The organism is Paenibacillus macquariensis (genome assembly GCF_900156375.1).
Lineage (GTDB): Bacteria > Bacillota > Bacilli > Paenibacillales > Paenibacillaceae > Paenibacillus_AQ > Paenibacillus_AQ macquariensis.
Genome location: NZ_FTNK01000002.1, coordinates 364,627 through 383,337, shown reverse-complemented (window position 1 = coordinate 383,337; position 18,711 = coordinate 364,627). Strand labels below are relative to the sequence as shown.

Here is an 18,711-nt window from a genome sequence, read left to right as displayed (position 1 = left end):
CCATCCAAATTTTCATGCACAATGGATAAAACGTTTTGATACATGGATCATATTTTTCTTTTTGCGTGTACACAACGAAATCGTATTCATAGCAAACAACTTATCCACATGCACCCTTGCCAGCTCTCCCCGCCGGATATACTCGTTGGCGGCTAGAGAAGATATAAAGCTTGCTCCGTAACCAGAGGCTACGGCATGAATCGTCTCGTTCAGTCCGCTGAATTGAAGTGCTACTCTTGGTGGCTGAACCTTGTTATTCCTGCATAAGGTGAACAACCTCTCCCGAGTATCACTTCCTTCCTCTCTCATGATAAAAGGCTCCGCAACCATCTGACTAAACGTAATGTGCTGATTGGCAAACTTGTGGTCAGATATGTTCCCGCAACATGCAATTTGCCACTTCCGTGAATTCGATAATCTTCAATCATCGACTCGATTCTCCAAGGTGAACAACCTAGCCACAGGCTCTATCAGTTTTTGTCCAATCGAAGTAAGGGCTACTCCCCTACCTTTAGGCTCGAACAAGACTACATTCAATTCCTTCTCAAATTTCTTGATCTGAGCCGTAATTGCAGGTTGGCTTATATTAAGCCTTGCTGCCGCCTGGGTAACACTTCCCGTTAACGCTATCGTATAAAATATATTCAGAGCATGTAAGTTCTTAAAATCCCTTCCTTAGAGACTACTTTATATTTGACAAGACATGGACAAACCGAGTGGAATTTACAAAAGAAAATGCAAGGGCATCAGGATTCACCTCTTACAGAATTGGGGGTTCTTCAAGCGAAATGGTTACATAAGAGATTAGAATCTGTACCATTCGATGCGGTTTATTCAAGTTCCAGTCCTCGAGCACTCCGAACAGCCCAAATAGTGGCGGGGAACAATAGGGGAGGTATTACGTAAATGGACGAGTTAAAGGAAATCAATATGGGACTGTGGGAAGGACAGCAAATTGATCTTATACAGGAACGTTATGCGAAAGAATATTTCGAGTTTTTCAACAGTCCCCATTTGTACCAGCCAACAGGTTCTGGAGAAACATATCAGGAGCTGCTAGACAGAAGCAACGTTGCTATAGACCAAATTCTGTCCTTATACCAGGGAGGAAATGTACTCATCGTTACACACCGAATAACCTTAAAAACGATTTTAGGCTACTACGGTAATAAAACGCTAGAACAGCTTGCAAACCTGTCAGATATTGAGTCAACCAGTCTTTCCAAAATTTTAATAAAAGACGACATCCATTCTATTGAGATGTATGGAGATATATCCCATCACAGGCAGGGGGAAGCAACACAAGAAAAACCCGAGGTTTAACCTCGGGTTGATGATAATGAGCAGAAAAGATAAGTCATTTGGTAATCAAGGCGGGTTGATTTATACAATGGAATAGCCGAGCATTTGAATATCTTTGGAGAACATCTGTACTGTCTCTAGTGAGATTTGCTCCAATCTCTTGCCAACATTGGGCAGCTTACCCAAGATGGCAGGCGTGCAGGTAATAATATCACATCCGCATTGGTCCGCCTGAAAGATGTTAAGCAATTCTCTCGGACTTGCCCATAGTAACTCGGTTCCCACTTTGGCATGACAGATGGCGGCAGCCTCTTTCATGACCGGTACAGGGTCTACTCCAGAATCCGCCATTCTTCCGGCAAATACGGAAACCACATTAGTTGTTCCTTGCGTAAAGGCATTCACCGTCTCCCGGACCTGGGTAAGCGTTAAAATTGCCGTGATATTCAGTGAATATCCTAGTCCCGATAACTTGCGGATTAAAGGAATAGAGGTTTCTCCTACGGAGTTGGTAATGGGGATTTTGATATACACATTCGTTCCCCAACTAGCGATTTTTTTCGCTTCTTCCTCCATAACAGCGAAATCATCCGAGAAGACTTCAAATGAAATCGGTCTATCCGGTATATTCTGCAGCACTTCCTTAGCAAACTGTTCATAGTCCCGGATTCCGGCCTGCTTCATCAAAGTAGGATTTGTCGTGAACCCCTTTATGTTGCCGGTTCGGTAAGCCTCCAGCATATCCTCTACAACTGCACCATCCGCATATATTTTAATTTTTAATTTTTCCATAATCAGGCTCCTTTAGTCTTCATAATTGTTTAACGCAACCGATTTGGTCTTGATAAAATTAGGGATTAATAGAACAAGTACCAATATAGCTACAATAACGTATATTCCCATTGGACCCGCTTTGCCAAGAAGAATACCAAGTATTGCAAAATCAGCATCTCCGAAGGTCGTGTTAGCAAAGCCTAAATTACCTAGCACCGGAAGTAGGAGAGCGGGAAGGAAGGACAGCGCCAAACCATTAACAAAGGAACCGATTATTGCTCCTTTGCGCCCCCCTGTCGCATTCCCATATATCCCTGCTGTTGCTCCGCAGAAAAAGTGGGCAACGAGACCGGGGATGATAAGCACTCCTCCCCCTACTCCTAGAATTAGCATCCCGATTACGCCGCCAATGAAGCTACAGACGAAACCGATAATGACAGCAGTTTGCGCATAAGTAAAGAATACCGCGCAGTCGACCGCAGGGATGGCATTGGGAATGATTTTGGTTGCAATGCCTTGGAAAGCTGGAATTAAATCCGCCAGAATCATCCGTACACCTGAGTAGACAATTGTTACGCCGATAGCAAACTTCAACCCCGTCATAACAGCGAACAAATATGGCGACATACCATCAGATAAAGTTGATGTGAATTCTGGTCCGGCCGCGAATGCAGCGATTATATAAAACACTATCATGGTTAAAGCCGTTGAAATCGTCGTATTGCGAAGAAAATTCCATTTTTCCGGGATATTTATCTTTTCCGTGCTGTCTTCGGGTTTACCAACTCTTTTACCAACCCAAGCCGCCAAATAATAACCCAAGCTTCCGAAATGGCCCATGGCCACTTCATCTCCGTCAGTAACCTTCAGGGTGTATTTTTGACCAATCGCTGGTGAGATTGCACTCCACGCGCCCAGAAGAAAACCTCCTACAACAATCAAGAGAGTACCAGACATGCCAGAAGTGCTCAGAACCGCTGATAAAAGGCAAGCCATAAAGAAGCTGTGATGTCCCGTTAGAAATATATATTTATATTTGGTGAAACGGGCGATCACCAGATTGAGCACCAGTCCGAGCAACAGAATGGACATGGTTTCTACTCCGAGTATCTTTTGCGCTGAGGCTACAATAGCCTCATTATTAGGAACGACACCCTGGATATGAAACCCCTTCTCTATCAATGCTCCCAGCGGATTCAAATTGGCAACGATAAAATCTGCTCCCGCACTGAGCATAATATAACCAAGAATGGGTCCCAAGGTCCCAGTTAATACCTTGTGCCCTGGACTTTTTAAGGCAATCAACCCAATAAAAGACATAATCCCGATCAAAAGGGCCGGCTGGGATAAAACATCCTTTATAAATTCCAACAACCCAGATAAAAAGCTCATCGTTGCTCCCCCTTCGTCTTTTAATTACTCAGCTCTTGCAAAGTTTCCAATATATCTTCCTGGATCTTTTTCTTATTGATATAACTACGAGTAACAGCCACTCTTTGGCTTTTGTCAAATTGGGACGCCAGTTCACTCACTGTAACGATCAGATCACAATTCCGACCTTTAGCTGCATTGAGATCCGAGGATTCAACTGAAGCCTTGATACCATTCTCAGCGCATATTTCCTCGATCTTCAATTTCAGCATCAGACTGCTACCAATTCCGTTGCCGCATACGGTCACAATATTCAACATGCCCATTCCTCCTCATATGTTTTGATATCTAACTGTACTGTTCAATTAAAGCAATGATAGGGTCTAATTTATCGGCCTGAATCAGTTTCTCAATATTTCCTTCTTCCTCGAGAAGCTCCATCAATTGTGTTAATGCTTTAAGATGTGATTCATTGTCGATAGCGGCCAAGACGATTACAATGTTCACGTCCTTCTCGGGATCATTGTCTGCGAATGAAACACTTCGCTCTAGCTTCAGTAGGCTCATTCCCAACTTTGCGACACCTTCCCTTGGCCGCGCATGGGGTACCGCTACCTTCGGGGCCAACACAATATACGCTCCCAGCGTGTTCACATTATGAATCATGGCATCAACATATCCTAGTCCTATCGCATTTGTATTTAATAAGGGTTGTGCCGCAATTCGAATTGCCTGCTCCCAATTGTCCACACCTTCTTCAAACTGTATCATGTCTCTAGTAAGCAATTCCTTTAACACTGGCTTATACCTCCCTATATTATCTAGTGTATTCCCATTAAGAATGTCATTAATTGCGTTATGCAGCCTCTCCTCATCATGAACCTCAGCAAAAGATTTGATAACCTGCATCAAACGGTTCACCTTCGGTTTCAAGGACTTGGTTCCGTGTAAAATGAAATCAACCTCCTGAATGATCTTAGCTTTATCCATCGATGTCAGAATAGGCTGAACGATGATTAATGGCTTTTGTGTACGGAGAAGAACGGTTGAAAAAATAATGTCTACTTCCTCGTGAGAATCATCATATTCCCGGATGGAGCTGACCTTCACAATCTCCAGTTCGGGAACGACCCTCTCAATTTGCCGCTTCAGCATATTGGATGTAGCTAGTCCGTTCGGACATACGATGATGCCCTTTTTCCGAGTTAAGACGATCGCTTGGTCATTCAGAAATGAACCAAAATGCAGGGTAATGTAACCGATCTCATCATCGGAAAGTGAAGAACCCACGAATTTTTCAAATTTCCTAAGTGCTTTTCTAACAAGGAGAAAGAGGTCAAAGTGCTCATCCTTGATCGTTTCCAAGTAAGGATTGGTCAGGGGAATATGAAAGATATGACGATAATAAGCCGGCTTCAAATGCATCAGTAACGATTTGACGGCCTGCTCGCGATTCTTGAATTCCACATATGCCAGCATCTCAAATTCAGATAAAATTTCGCTGGTAATCTTATTGAACTCTTTGCTGTTTTGTTTTTGATAAATCTGATTGTCATGTCTGAGGCTTAACCCCAACATAAGAATCGTGATATACGTCTTTTCTTTCCCGGACAACTTTTCATTTAGATCATCCAGCATACTTTCCACAGCCTGATAATCCTTTGTTTCCTGAATGGTTTTCATAACACCGTTAGTCACAGAGACGGCGTGATCTCCTTCCAGTCTTGCAAGCAGAAGGGTCATAAATGAGGCGAATTCCTTCATGCGCTCCTCAACAAAGGTAATGTCCAAGCTATCTTCAATTCGGTTCAGAGAAGCCATAATAGCATCATATTTTTGATCAAAGGCTCCGTCTTCTTTTTGCTCATCATAAACGGTTTTAAGAACATAAAGTCCTCTTGGCTGTTGAACCACGCGAGCTAGACTGCTTAAGATCAACGCCCGGATATCCATTTCATCCCCATCCAACCAGTACCCGTCCTGGCGACTATAATTCAGCGAGATTCCGATTTGTTCCACCTCTGACCGGACCTTATGGATATAAGTCAACATGGTATTTCTACTGACCTTGAACGATGAGATAAAATGGTTGACAGACAAATAATCGTTCTTCATAAAAATCTTTACGAGCATCATATCGTTTCTTAACATGGGAGACGGAATAAATTCCTTCAATTTGACTTTGGATAGTGTGCCTGAGATTTTCTCCTTCGTCTTTTCATCAACGGTGAAGCCGTGCGCGCGCTTATTTTGGATGAGCGGCAGATTTTGTTCTAACAGCCAATCGTTGATTTTTTGAACATCATAATTTATCTTACGCCTTGAACTATCCAGCTGAAGTTCCAGCTGTCTGAGAGTTATAACCCGATTAGACAATATGAGATGCAATACTTTGGCAGCTCGTTCGTCTAGCATCTCATCCCTCCTCCCCTCTCGTTTCCCATTATAGTATAGATCTCATAATGAATGCGCTTTCATTTAACCCTATTTTCGTCCATTGCTTTGTACAATATTGGGTCGATGCCTCCGCCGGAGAGGGTATGCTCTATATACTTATGCATATTGGTAAATGCATTTAGATATAGAATTTGATCGTATACAAAAAAATCTACGGCTTCTATACTTGCTTGTTTGCGCGCCTCTTCAGCTGTAAATTCTCTCGCTACGCCATCCATCCAAGCAGGTTGATGGTAATCAGATGAAGCTTGCGAAACGTACTGCTAATCCAATTTTCCATAACTCCTATGCTTAAGATACCACCGTATCTAGATTTTTTATCTAGTTTCATAAATACATAAGTTGAACTAAAAATAATGATTTGCAGGAAATACCCAAACCCCATATCGGACAAGTGAGTAACTTTATTATTTTAAGATGAGTCCATGATTCGAGATTACGAAGTTTTACAGCACACTTGGTTTGAAAAGAGTAAGCAACGGGTCAAATCGTCTGGCAAGAAGACGAAAGCTGTTCAAGGATTTGTGAGAATTGGAATGAAGGATTCAATCTATTCTATCATGTCTGTTTGCTGACAATCGGAAGACTAAAGATATTGTCATGGGAATGAGAAATAACCCTTGAGGAACAAGGGTTATTGGCGATCCGAATAAATTTAGAATGCTTTAATCATTAAGAAACTTTTACAACGAAAGGTACTGTAATTACTTTACCATTCTGCTGAAATTGTCCCCAAATCTTATATACGCCACTTTGAGGGAATGTTGTCATGAACTCTGCGTCTGGCCCTGATGCCTTTTCATCTGTCGGATGAACATGTAGATATTTATCCGCATCTTTCGTTAAGATCACGACATGTCCAACTGCTCCAAGAAAAGGTTGTAGGTCTGTAACGGGCCCATTCGTCTGAGCATCTTTAATATTAAAGTTTAACTTCAGTTCCATGTTCGGCATCAAGTCGTCAATCGAAAGCGTGATAGATTTTCCGTCCACTACTTTCGTTAATGTAGCGTCTGGTACAATCGGTTGTTGAGCAACCGCTTCCCCTTCTACACTAATCCACTGACTCTTATTCATGGCGCTCATACCTGTAGGTGTGATATCCGCATACATCTTGTACTCACCGCTTGTTGGAAATTGGGTGGTAACCTCGAATACACCGTTTCCTTTATAATCAGGGTGAATGTGGCTAAAGTAAGATAAATCCTTACTTACAATGATAAAATGCATCTTTTTCTCATGAACGGTGTCAAATTCATTAATCGCCTTACCATCTTTGTCCTGAATTGTAGTCGTAATCGTCGTATCTTGTTTCGGAAGTGTCTTATCCTTTGAAAGCTTAAACTGTGCTTTAACATTCTCTGCTTCCGATGAACCTGCTTCTTGTGCCATGCCACTATGGTCCATTCCTGCCATATCCTCGTGTGTAGCAGCATCCTTGTTAATTGATCCTGGTCTTTCACAGGCTGTTAACAGTGTAGCTGTAAGTAAGATTGAAAGTGCGATTTTTTTCATGATGTCCTCCTGTTTGCTATTTACACATTAGTATAGAAGGTAAATGTGTAGATTCTATGTAGTTTAATACTAAATTTAGCTTCGCCGTTTAAATTTGTTTTATACAATAATAGTGAGATGTAAGCAGTATGGCTCAACCAGAAGGATAAAGCCCTTTTTTGACCTTCTCTTTCAAATGCTTCATTAGCATCTTATTACAATATGCAAGTTCATTAATCACAATTGATTTTCAGATTACGTTGGTTTTTTTGCTAAATAAAAAGACCTCTAATGAAACAGAGGTCTTAATGAGTAGAACTATTAAAGGCGTCACCAAGCTCCTTTTCATCTATATTTTGAGGTTTATCATGACTCGTTGATATTCCATAACCTTCATTCTTACTAGGATCTGTCTGAGTTGCCAACGTGCCAACTTTTTCTGTACTCTCGCTAATAAATATTTTATTATCTTCGAATGTATGTTTACCCGTGTTTACTATTTCTGCTGTAACATGCATTGAACCATCTGTTGTTTTCTCAAAGCTTAATACGTTCACACGAAGGGGTTCATTAAAATTGTCCTTATTTCCCGAATTTCCTATAAACACAATTGAGAGTATAACGATGAGTATACTAACAATTCCAAATCCTATCCAAGTGGTTTTGTTATTCAATTATGAATCTCCCTCTAAGTATTAGCTTTTAGGTGAATATAACGAAGCAATGACACGAGGTCAGTCAATCGCTGTTCATTTGAATAATAATAACGATCAGGAAGAAGCCGCTTTATACTTATTGCTTCGTAGATTAACCCATGCCACTGTTGCGGAATAGTTGTAATTCCATAATATCCAGCCTCAACTTTACTCTTTATATTATGCTCTTTTATTGTGTATAGTTGCCGTAACATGCCCAGTGTACACCATTCAACCGCTTGATCAAGTTGCTTAACTATACTCTCTTGGTCTTCTAAGTTGATTGAAGTCAATTGCTTCTCTAATCGATCTATCATGCTAACCCAGTAGGTATTTAAGTTCTCAATGACATATCCGACCAAAGGCTTAATTTCTACTTCATAATTTAAGGATTGTTCCGTTCCATATACCTTAATTCCATGATTTTTTAAAATCCACCACGTAATTGGGTTAATATCAGCACCATATCCATTGGTATGCACTTGTTTATTGTAGTAGGTTACTAAAGAACTAATTTCACTTTCTGGTTTCCCCAAATCATTAACGAATAAGTAAGCTCCCATAATATCAGCCTGTGGAAACTCATTCTCAACCTCATTGTGAGCTTTGGAGATTGTTTGGATATCGGACTTATTAGGTGGATCTCGAAGAATTGCAATAAAATCGATATCGCTAGAACCTTCAATATAGTCTCCTAATGCAACCGAACCATATATGTATACTGATACAATATTCGAATTGTTCACACCTAAAGAATGACATAACTTATTCATAATTCGTTCAACTACTTGAGGTAACATAACTAGCTCCTTTCAGATTCCAATTCTGCTCTCATGTAAATTCCAATCATTATCCAAATGATTTGGAATTTATCAGACCCTACAAAAACATTATGTACTCTAAGTCAGGTTAACTGAAAATCTGATTGCTCAAATGGTGTTCCATATGTTCAAGATATTCTTGAATAAGCCACTCAAGAGTCTTAAATTGATTATTTATTCAATGGATATCTCTTGATAATCTTGTATATCCACCCACTGAACTTGATCATATTGGGGTTAGGATAAATGGTTGGGGTTCATATTGAATTTTGATAAATCTTTCAAGATTATTAATAGCGGAGTCACATAAATGGCCTAACATCTCTTTCTTTGACCATTTATGAGGAAGAGGGCGTTCTGACACCTCTAATTCAGACATTCGACTGAACTCTTCTGGGACCTTAATTAACCAATTATTTAAGTTATCGATTACAATCTGCATTTTGTTTTTGTTTCACTCTCTTTTTCGCTGAAAAAATCATCATTATCGCTAAGTAGCAGTCATCGTTTTATATCACATAATTCGTAATTATGCTATACTCTTTGCACTTAAGTGAGATTTAAGTTTCATAGCGTTAACTTCGTGTGTAATTCTGATAACAATGTTAAATCGAGCTTAAATTCATTTGCCTTGCACCTCAATATAATCAATTGGAGATGAATGAAATGCTTAATGGATATCGCCAAATAAATCGAAAGATGTTGCGATGGAGGTGCTTATCTTGCGTTGAGACGTAGACCAGGTGCTTTATATATATTGGCACTAGGGATTATCGGTCAAACTTCTCTCGTAGATACCTTTGCACATCTGCATACACCGTTTCATATTTCATTGATTCGCGCGACATACGGAGTGATATTTGGAGCAATCTTTAGTCTGCTGTATTTAGGGACGTGGAATGTGCTCGAATATCTGTGGAATAGATTATCCCCCTCATCTGAGCGTAAGGTGTCCAGTAAAGAGGCAATGCAATAATTTACCCTTGTAAAATTAATTCACGATAACAGGACGATATCCATGGGGATTACTTATCTTTTTGTACACCCTATCTCGATGAGAATTTGAATCTCGTCAGTAAATACAGCAAAGAACCGATAATCTAGGTGATTACCGGTTCTTTTGTTTGCCTATTATTCTATTTTAAAAATGCAACAGGTGCATTCATTATGTTGAGGTTACTTCTTCTCCACAGCATGTCCACCGAATTCATTACGAAGCGCTGCAACGACTTTACCGGTAAATGTATCGTTTTCTTGCGAACGGTAGCGCATTAACAGTGACATAGCGATGACAGGAGTAGCGGTCTGCAGATCAAAAGCTTCTTCAACTGTCCATCTTCCTTCACCAGAAGAATTCATGACGCCTTTAATATCTTCCAACTTCGAATCTTTCGAGAAGGCATGCTCCATCAACTCGATTAACCAAGAACGAATGACCGAACCGTTATTCCATACACGTGCCACTTTTTCATAGTCAAACTCAAAATCACTTTTCTCTAAAACCTCGAATCCCTCTCCGATGGAAGCCATCATACCGTATTCGATACCGTTGTGAACCATTTTCAAATAGTGTCCACTACCCGCTTTTCCAGCATACAGATAACCGTTCTCTACCGAGGTATCCTGAAATATAGGTTCGACAATGGTCCAAGCTTCTGGATCCCCACCAATCATATAACAAGCGCCGTTACGCGCTCCTTCCATACCACCTGATGTACCTACATCCATGAAGCTTATACCAATTTCTTTGAGTTCGTCATGACGACGGATCGATTCTTTATAATGAGAATTTCCAGCCTCAATAATAATATCTCCTTTAGACATTATAGGTGAGATCTCGCTGATTACTGAATCAACAACATGGTGGGGAACCATAATCCATACGATTCTTGGTGTTTCCATCGATTGAACTAGCTCTTGCATGGTCGTAGTGCTTTGAGCACCATATGTTTTCATTTCTTCTACAGCTTGAGCATTTAAGTCAAAAGCGACAACGTCATGTCCATGATCAATAAGATTCTGTCCCAAGTTCATTCCCATTTTACCTAAACCAATTAATCCGACTTTCATGTTAGTTTCCTCCAAATTGTTGTAATTTATTTGCGGCTAGTTGGATAAGCATATTCTTCTTCTTTTATTGTACTGGCACTATTCCAAGTTGTTGAGTCCAGCAACCATTTAAATCCTTCAAAGGCTAATAATTCATCGGAACCTGTTGGTCCATAGGATCCTGCCTCGTACATTTGTAGAGGAATTAGATTATCATTGAATGCATTAAGTATCGGTTGAACCCACTTCCATGACATTTCAACTTCATCCCAATGGGCAAAAAATGTTGAATCCCCATTCATCGCATCGTGAATCAATTTTTCGTAAGCTTCAGGCGCATCTTTTTCATTCGAATAACAATCGATTCTTACTGGTTCTAACTCGCCTTTATTGTTTTTCTTATTAAGTTGAATAAACATTCCTTCTTTAGGACCTATCTCAATGACCAGTAGGTTAGCCATCTTTCCATCTTCTTCTATGGATTGTTTTGTTAACGGCTCTTTGAATTCAATAACAATTCGTGTTGATTTTTCCTTCATTCTTTTTCCTGTTCGTATATAGAAAGGAACTTCATTCCAGAATAAGTCATCGATCCACAGACGGGCTGCAACAAAAGTCTCAGTATGGGTATGAACAGCAACTCCAGGTTCATCGGTATATGCAACAACAGAATCCCCTTTGGATTTCCCTGCTACATATTGTCCACGAACAACATTATGAATTACATCCTCTTGTTGTAAAGGTCGAAGTGACTCCATAATCGCTTTCTTTTTTAAGTTGTCCGTACTAGCATCTCCACGTTTGGGAAGTTGAGTAGCAATCATCATTAATAATTGGAGCATATGGTTCTGAAACATATCTCGTAACGCTCCAGCATGATCGTAGTAACCCGCTCTCTCTTCTACGCCAACCGTTTCATTGGCAGTAATCTGAACGTTAGCAATATAATGGTTCGACCATAAATCTTGAAGATATGGGTTCGATGATTCGAGAACTTCAAGGTTCTGTACCATTGCCTTACCGAGGAAGTGGTCTATTCTAAATATCTCTTCTTCATGAAATGCTTTACTGAGATTCTCATTTAGCTCTTGAGCTGATTTTAGATCACGGCCAAATGGTTTCTCGATAATCAGGCGTTTCCATCCTTCTGTAGTACCCAAGCCACTTTCATTGATATTTAAAGCAATAACATCAAAGAATTCTGGTGAGACCGACAGATAGAACATTCTATTTTCCGAAAGCTTTAATTCTTTCTCACGTTGAACGACAAGTTGAAGCAACTTTTGGTAATCTTCTTTACGATTAACATCTAGTTGGCTATAACGGAACGCACTAAGGAAAGCTTTCATCGTATCCGCATTGTCCGGTGAATTTCTGGAAAATGTATTTAAAGATTTCTCTACAAGTCCTTGAAATATGTCATTAGATATTTCTTTTCTTCCTAGACCAATAACAGAGAATGACTCAGGCATCTTCATTTCAATAAATAAATTGTATAATGCAGGGTATATTTTTCTTGTTGCTAAATCTCCCGTTGCTCCAAACAGGACAAATGACATGGTGTCCATATATACTCCTCCTCATTCTTCATTTAATTTGAACAATAAACATATTATATTTAGTTACTTTTAGTTAGTTGTCCAATTAACATTCCCAATAATAGACCTGTAATTTGATTTAGTCAATATAAAATGTCGAATATGTGAACACACAACAAATCCCCATATATAACAGCGCTTTCTTTGTTATGGGGCACCCTAATTGTTCACACGTTAATGGAAGAACCCAAGCGATTTAGTCAAATTCACAAATTTATTCCAGATTTGAGTATACGTATGCTTAACGAACGTATTAAGAAACTTGAAGAGTTAGGAATTATCAATCGAAATGTCATCATAGAATACCCCTATTCGAATCGAGTATTCTTTGAGAAAAGGAACTGAATTAGGAAAACTCTCAACGCTGTAGAAAATTGGGCTATGAAGTGGCTATAATATTCGTCCAGATGTACTCTGCTACGCTTGAGTTGTCCAAACAACAAAAAGGCCAACTACTTAAAAGTAGTTGGCCCGTCTTCCTAAACTGTAATTTATATGTGATCGAAGAAGGACACAGCAATATCCGTAGTTCCATGCAATTCAAATACCACAATCTCATTCTCACCTTGATTCAATAATGGACCTGGCACATACAACGTCTTCTGAGGTCCAACATTCCAGTAACGTCCTAGATTAAATCCGTTAATGAATACAACACCTTTGGTCCAACCTTCCAGACTAAGGAACGTGTCTCCAATTTCTTCAACCATCCAGTTCCCACGGAAAAAGCTAGGTTGCGTTTGCTGAGATAACGATTCAAAGGCAAGACCAGATAAATCGGTTAATGGAAGTGTATATGTCGTCCAATTAGACAAGAACTGTCGTCCATAACGTACACCTTCGGTAATCCCTTTGTTGTCTTTTAGATAGGGACCATAATTGACACGACCTAAATTCTCCACCAATATGCTAACCTGCACCCCATCCTCTGGGACATCGAACGCTAACTGTGCAGCACTTGAATCGCTACGATCCAGAACCCCAGCCAGTTGTCCATCAAGATACACAAGTGCGCGATCATGCAAGTCCTGAATGTAGAACTCTTCTTTCGGGCGAGGACCAGAAATGAATGTACTATAGTGGATGAACCCGTAATCCTGCCCCAATTTCTCCATTGTTTCTGGGTATGCTGAATGTATTGGTGTTGAAATACGATCCAGATTTGCAATTAATGGCGCCTGCTCGGTCATAACGACTCGTCCATAAGCTTTCTTCGGAATAGGTGCTGGTAGTTCACAAGCTTCGAGTTCTACATATTTCGAGATCACTTCACGTACGGCATAATATTTCTCCGTTGGATCACCGGATTCATTCAAGAGTGCATCATAATCATAACTTGTGACCGTAGGTTCATAACTATCCTCTGTATGACCGTTCGCCCCATTGTAAAAGCCAAAATTCGTTCCGCCATGGAACATATAGAAATTAACGGATGCATTCAGACGAAGCATCTCATCTAGTACAGTGACGACAGTTTTAGTAGGTTGTGTATGATGTTCCTCACGCCAATGGTCAAACCAACCGTTCCAGAATTCCATACACATGATAGGTGCATCTGGTTGATATTCTCTTAGCTTATCGAATGCTTCTTTTGCCCCGGAACCGAAGTTAACGGTCGCCAGAACGCCATCGATCATGCCACCTTGCAGCATAGAATCTTCAGCACCATCAGAAGTGAACAAGAGCACATCCATCCCACGGCTGATCATGGCCTCTTTCAAATAATTCAAGTACTCTTTATCGTTTCCATAGCTACCATACTCATTCTCAATCTGTAGTCCAATAATCGGCCCACCATTCGTGCATAACAATGGCTTTAATAGAGGTAGCAACTTATCATAATAATCATCAACGTGATCCAAAAACGGCTTATGGTAGCACCTTAGTCGCATATCTGAGTCAGCCAGTAGCCAAGAAGGTAATCCGCCGAATTCCCATTCCGCACAAATATAAGGGGAAGGCCGAACCATGACTTTCAATTCAAGTTCTCCGGCTAACTCAATGAACCGAACAAGATTCGCCATGCCTTCAAAATTAAATTCCCCTTTCTTCGGCTCGTGAAGATTCCAAGGAACATAAGTTTCAATCGTATTTAATCCACAAGCCTTTAATTTCAACAGTCTATCTTGCCAATACTCCGGCACAATTCGAAAATAATGGATCGCTCCTGAAAGAATCTGAATAGGCTGATCATTGTCATAAAAAGATGATCCTGAATAATGAAATGTAGACATGCTTCCCCTCCATACCATCAATGATTTACATGTTTAAGTATAGTTACGGATTATTGCTTGATTGATCCGATCTCTTGTCGCTAACAACCAATCCCCGCCGCCCCGCGGATATTCCGTGAACGTTAATGGTTCTGCTAGACCCTCTTCCAAGATCGCTAGTGTCTGCTCTTTACCAATTTTCTGTTCAAGTAGCTGCAATGCACGCATGTCTTGCAACCCTTCAAATAACACTTCCAGTCGGATCGACTCAATCGGACCATCCTTGCCTGGATAGACCAAGTAAGCATCCCCTGAAGGAAATGCATGCATCGCATCCGTCGTCCGATATGGATCTAACTGCTGATGAATAGAATTTTGTGAATACCAGAAGTTATAGCCCCAATGCAGAAATCCTTGTAACCCGAACTTATACAGTTGAAATCCAATAACCCGGTTTCTGGCTGAAGGCATATTAAAGAAGCGGTTCGATACTTGCTCACCTTGAGCGCAGCAATAGTACGTCCATAGATCTGGTACTTGATGCTCGAGGAACGGTTCAATATGGTTATTCCCTGGAATCGGCCTCTTTACTAGACCTTCCTTATACAAGTCCAGATCCGACAAAGCATCCATTATCGGATAATTGGATAAATGTTTATGAATCATATTACTCGCAGCACGGTATGATTCCATATGCTCACGACCCGGCTCGTCCGAAATATGGAACCAACTTTGCTGATCTATTCCTTGATCCTTCAAATATTGATTAAGTTGTGGCAGGAATTGATCCAAGAAACTTATATAGACCTCAGAGGACGCGTCAGTCTCCCATCCGAACAGTTGCTGCTCCTTACCTTCTTTGAATCCCATGATCTTCGGAGCATGCCTCGCTCCCCATTGCGTAAATAAGTGAGAGAACTCAAAGTATTTAAAGCCAAGCTTCCTCCCCATTTCCACCCAGCGTGTAAGTCGATTAAATCCAAAAGTATACGTACCATCGTCCTCCACTGCCACATCAACGAGTTGAACCGTTGGCCGTTCTCCTCCAATGGCTGTATCAAGCGGTGGTGTGAACAACGGCGTCAGTATCATGTTCATGCCATGCTTAACCATGGAATCCGCATACCGTTCCAGAAGTCCCCAGTGAGCTTCACTAAAGATTTCGACGCCATACTGCGTCGCAATACAATCCACATGGAACCATTCCGTATGAATGAGCTGTTGAGCTGGTAGTGTGACCGGAATGACGTTAAGTTCGAACGTATCCGTTAATGCTAATACAATCTCTTCATCAGATCTAAATGCGATTTGAATCGGATGAGCTCCTGCAGGAACCGACGAATCCAATTCAATGCTCAGCCAGATCGAACGCCATTGGTCGGGGATTGAAGAAATGGCTTGTTGATCAAGGTTGTATAATGGATCTGGATATAGTCCCGGTGCGGTACGTAATACATCATCGTCATGGTTCTGGAAACAAGGCATTTCTGACGGAACCAGTCCGACAGATCTTATAAGTACCTTATCAGCAAGAGAAGACTTAACATCGATGCTCATATTTTTCAATAGTGTATCGGATGTGTAAGCAACCTGAAATGAATAGGTTTCTCCCCACAGAGCACATGCACTACTAAAGGACGTTTCTATCGGTCTCTCATCTGCAAATACCTTGGTTAGCGAGCTTAGTAACATCGTTTGCAACTGTGCTTGATTATTCATCATTTAGAACATCTCCTCAATAGCGCTAGCGCTAACATCTTGCGCAAATTCTTTCAGTCGAACACTGTTTCCATCTATTCTTGACTGCTCGGCGGCAAACGCCATGAGGTGACTTTGAATCGATTGCTCCGCGGAAGTAAGCCCCTGACTCTTACCATCCTCTCGAACAAGCCTTAGGAAATCCTTAATTAACCCCATATCACCACCGCCATGTCCGACATGGCCTCCCTTATCCTCAAAGGATATTCGCTCGACCTTACCGCTCCCGAAATGAAGAATCTCAATTTCATTCTTCTCCATTGCGCCACGAATTTCACCTTTTGTTCCCATAAGTTTCATCGTCCGGCTAACATCTCTAGTAAATGCACTCATCGTAAACGCTGCAGTGACGGAATTTGCAAATTCCAAATTCACAACTTGATGATCCACAACATCGTTATCACAATGGTAGACACATCTACCGTAAGGGCCTTCCTGCAATGCCTGATAACGGGCACTATAACTCATATCATCACTAATAGCCGACGTAGGCCAATTCGTATCTTCGGTTAGATATAGATTAGGCGCATAATAGAGACAATCATCAGCGACAGGGCAGCCATCTAGACAGCGTAAAGGTGCTCCTTCAGGTGCTTGATCGGCAGTGAAATGAGAGAGAGATCCAAAGGAAGATACTTGAACGCATTCAGAATCTGCCAACCACAGGAGAATATCGAGATCATGACCTGACTTCGCCAAAATCATCGGGCTAGAATCTTCTTTTCTACTCCAATTACCTCTAACGAAACTATGTGCTTGATGCCAGTAGCCCACATTCTCATTGTGCTGGATGGACATCAATTGACCAATGGCACCCTGCTTAAGAAGTTCTTTTATAGTAGAAAAGAATTGGGTGTAACGTAACACATGACAAATGGAGAATACGCGATTGACCTGGGAAGCCATTTCGCCCATCAAGATACATTCCTTGGGATCAGGGGACATTGGCTTTTCAAGCAGTACATGATAACCTGCCTGAAGCGCTTTCATCGTTGGTTCGAAATGCTGTTTATCTTGAGTACATATTAGCACAGCGTCGGCGAGTTTCGGAAGCATGAAGAAATCATCCCAGCTCTCAAAACACATGTCCTCTGCAATGTCATGCCTTGCTTTGAAATTCTCTCTTCGTTCCTTTATCGGTTCAGCAACAGCTATGACCTCAAGTTCATGAGGATGCTGAAGAGCATATTCTAAATAATTGATTCCTCGTAGCCCCGCACCGATTAACGCCACTGTAATTTTCTTCATAAGTCCTCATTCGCTCCTCTGCTTAGCATCTATTCTTTAACACTTCCGACTATGATTCCTTTAACAAAATACTTCTGTAAGAATGGATAGACGATCATAATGGGCAAAGCGCCCATGAAAATTTGAGCTGTCTTGAGTGTCTTCTCGCTCAGGTTCTCCATCGCTTTAATCTGCTCAATCGAAATAGATGACATCTGAGCATTCATAGACATTATTAATGTTGATAGATACGTCTGCAGTGGGTACTTATCCGGTGAATTCAAGTAAAGAATACCGTCAAACCAAGCGTTCCAATGCCCCACAATCGTGAATAATCCAATGGTAGCAATCGACGGTAGCGATACCGGCAAGTAAATTTTCCAAAGTATTATCCAATGGCCAGCTCCGTCAATCGTAGCTGCCTCATCTAATTCTTTGGGAATGGATCTGAAGAAATTCAGCATCAGGACCATATTCCATACATTTAAAGCGCCGGGTAAGATCAGGGCCCAAATGGAGTCAATTAAACCCGTATTTTTCACTAAGATATAGGTAGGAATTAATCCACCTCCGAAAAACATAGTGATTGCAAAGAACCATACATAAGGAGTTCTAAATTTAAACCGATCATTCGATTTGGATAAAGGGTACGCTGTAATGAAAACAAGGAACAAATTCACTATTGTACCCAGGACTACTCGCTTTACCGAAACCCATAAGGATCGAAAGAACTCTACCTTCTCTCCTAAGTACACATAAGAATCGAAGGAAAAACCAACGGGCCAGAGTCTTACTTCCCCAGCACTCGCTGCTGTATTCGAGCTAAGTGAGATGGAGAGTAAATGAATGAACGGGATCACACTAAGTACTGTGATAAGAGCTAATAGCAATGTATTGAACACGATAAATAACTTTCTGCTGATTGATTGTTTATGTCTCATAGTCCTACCTC

At 40.9% G+C, this 18,711-nt stretch carries 17 protein-coding genes and 1 pseudogene; 3 read left to right on the top strand and 15 right to left on the bottom strand.

From position 1 onward, the window contains the following. Positions 1-12 precede the first annotated feature (12 nt). Together BW961_RS31705 and BW961_RS31700 are read right to left on the bottom strand one after the other, a co-directional pair. Positions 13-330: a LysR family transcriptional regulator substrate-binding protein gene (locus tag BW961_RS31705; RefSeq protein ID WP_326111720.1), complete on the bottom strand. Its 318-nt coding sequence runs from the start codon at positions 328-330 to the stop codon at positions 13-15. 90 nt (positions 331-420) lie between these two features. Further along, entirely contained in the window at positions 421-630 is a 210-nt protein-coding gene (locus tag BW961_RS31700) for a LysR family transcriptional regulator (RefSeq protein ID WP_342190301.1), read from the bottom strand. Positions 631-693: 63 nt separating this feature from the next. On the opposite strand from BW961_RS31700, the pseudogene BW961_RS04755 reads away from it, so the two are divergent. Next, positions 694-1,323: pseudogene (locus BW961_RS04755) on the top strand (histidine phosphatase family protein). A gap of 60 nt (positions 1,324-1,383) precedes the next feature. Here BW961_RS04755 and BW961_RS04750 read toward each other — a convergent pair. The 7 genes from BW961_RS04750 to BW961_RS04720 all read right to left on the bottom strand — a co-directional run bounded on the left by BW961_RS04750 (position 1,384) and on the right by BW961_RS04720 (position 8,893). Beyond that, positions 1,384-2,094, bottom strand: coding sequence for a transaldolase (locus BW961_RS04750; RefSeq protein WP_170878526.1), 711 nt, complete (start codon positions 2,092-2,094; stop codon positions 1,384-1,386). Between the two features lie 12 nt (positions 2,095-2,106). Continuing rightward, positions 2,107-3,468: a PTS ascorbate transporter subunit IIC gene (locus BW961_RS04745; RefSeq protein WP_068581373.1), complete on the bottom strand. Its 1,362-nt coding sequence runs from the start codon at positions 3,466-3,468 to the stop codon at positions 2,107-2,109. 20 nt (positions 3,469-3,488) lie between these two features. Next, the gene (locus BW961_RS04740) at positions 3,489-3,767 is read right to left on the bottom strand and encodes a PTS sugar transporter subunit IIB (RefSeq protein ID WP_068581370.1); all 279 of its coding nucleotides are present in this window, start codon (positions 3,765-3,767) and stop codon (positions 3,489-3,491) included. Between the two features lie 28 nt (positions 3,768-3,795). After that, entirely contained in the window at positions 3,796-5,862 is a 2,067-nt protein-coding gene (locus BW961_RS04735) for a BglG family transcription antiterminator (protein WP_068581368.1), read from the bottom strand. A 714-nt stretch (positions 5,863-6,576) separates the two neighbouring features. Continuing rightward, entirely contained in the window at positions 6,577-7,419 is an 843-nt protein-coding gene (locus BW961_RS04730) for a hypothetical protein (RefSeq protein ID WP_068581366.1), read from the bottom strand. A gap of 284 nt (positions 7,420-7,703) precedes the next feature. Next, a complete protein-coding gene (locus BW961_RS04725; protein WP_068581354.1) occupies positions 7,704-8,072 on the bottom strand; it encodes a hypothetical protein in 369 nt (122 codons plus the stop codon). Between the two features lie 14 nt (positions 8,073-8,086). Further along, positions 8,087-8,893: a nucleotidyltransferase domain-containing protein gene (locus BW961_RS04720; protein WP_068581351.1), complete on the bottom strand. Its 807-nt coding sequence runs from the start codon at positions 8,891-8,893 to the stop codon at positions 8,087-8,089. A 712-nt stretch (positions 8,894-9,605) separates the two neighbouring features. Here BW961_RS04720 and BW961_RS04710 point away from each other — a divergent pair. Further along, positions 9,606-9,890, top strand: coding sequence for a DUF5693 family protein (locus tag BW961_RS04710; protein ID WP_280175183.1), 285 nt, complete (start codon positions 9,606-9,608; stop codon positions 9,888-9,890). Between the two features lie 200 nt (positions 9,891-10,090). Here BW961_RS04710 and gnd read toward each other — a convergent pair whose 3' ends face one another. Together gnd and zwf are read right to left on the bottom strand one after the other, a co-directional pair. Further along, positions 10,091-10,984 carry a phosphogluconate dehydrogenase (NAD(+)-dependent, decarboxylating) gene (gene gnd, locus BW961_RS04705; protein WP_068581345.1) on the bottom strand — a complete coding sequence of 298 codons (894 nt, stop codon included), beginning with the start codon at positions 10,982-10,984 and terminating at the stop codon, positions 10,091-10,093. Positions 10,985-11,010: 26 nt separating this feature from the next. Continuing rightward, positions 11,011-12,531 carry a glucose-6-phosphate dehydrogenase gene (gene zwf / locus BW961_RS04700; RefSeq protein WP_068581337.1) on the bottom strand — a complete coding sequence of 507 codons (1,521 nt, stop codon included), beginning with the start codon at positions 12,529-12,531 and terminating at the stop codon, positions 11,011-11,013. Positions 12,532-12,705: 174 nt separating this feature from the next. Here zwf and BW961_RS04695 point away from each other — a divergent pair, with 174 nt between their 5' ends. Continuing rightward, positions 12,706-12,906, top strand: coding sequence for a winged helix-turn-helix transcriptional regulator (locus BW961_RS04695; protein ID WP_394327595.1), 201 nt, complete (start codon positions 12,706-12,708; stop codon positions 12,904-12,906). A 146-nt stretch (positions 12,907-13,052) separates the two neighbouring features. Here BW961_RS04695 and BW961_RS04690 read toward each other — a convergent pair whose 3' ends face one another. Genes BW961_RS04690 through BW961_RS04675 form a run of 4 tightly spaced genes read right to left on the bottom strand, consistent with a single transcriptional unit; the run spans position 13,053 to position 18,700 of the window. Next, a complete protein-coding gene (locus BW961_RS04690) occupies positions 13,053-14,795 on the bottom strand; it encodes a glycoside hydrolase family 35 protein (protein ID WP_068581336.1) in 1,743 nt (580 codons plus the stop codon). Between the two features lie 33 nt (positions 14,796-14,828). Beyond that, complete coding sequence (locus BW961_RS04685; protein WP_326111727.1) at positions 14,829-16,496, bottom strand: DUF4091 domain-containing protein; 1,668 nt, start codon at positions 16,494-16,496, stop codon at positions 14,829-14,831. After that, positions 16,497-17,780, bottom strand: coding sequence for a Gfo/Idh/MocA family protein (locus BW961_RS04680; RefSeq protein ID WP_068581334.1), 1,284 nt, complete (start codon positions 17,778-17,780; stop codon positions 16,497-16,499). A gap of 29 nt (positions 17,781-17,809) precedes the next feature. Further along, positions 17,810-18,700, bottom strand: a complete 891-nt coding sequence (locus BW961_RS04675; RefSeq protein ID WP_068581331.1) for a carbohydrate ABC transporter permease — start codon at positions 18,698-18,700, stop codon at positions 17,810-17,812. Between the last annotated feature and the right edge of the window lie 11 nt (positions 18,701-18,711).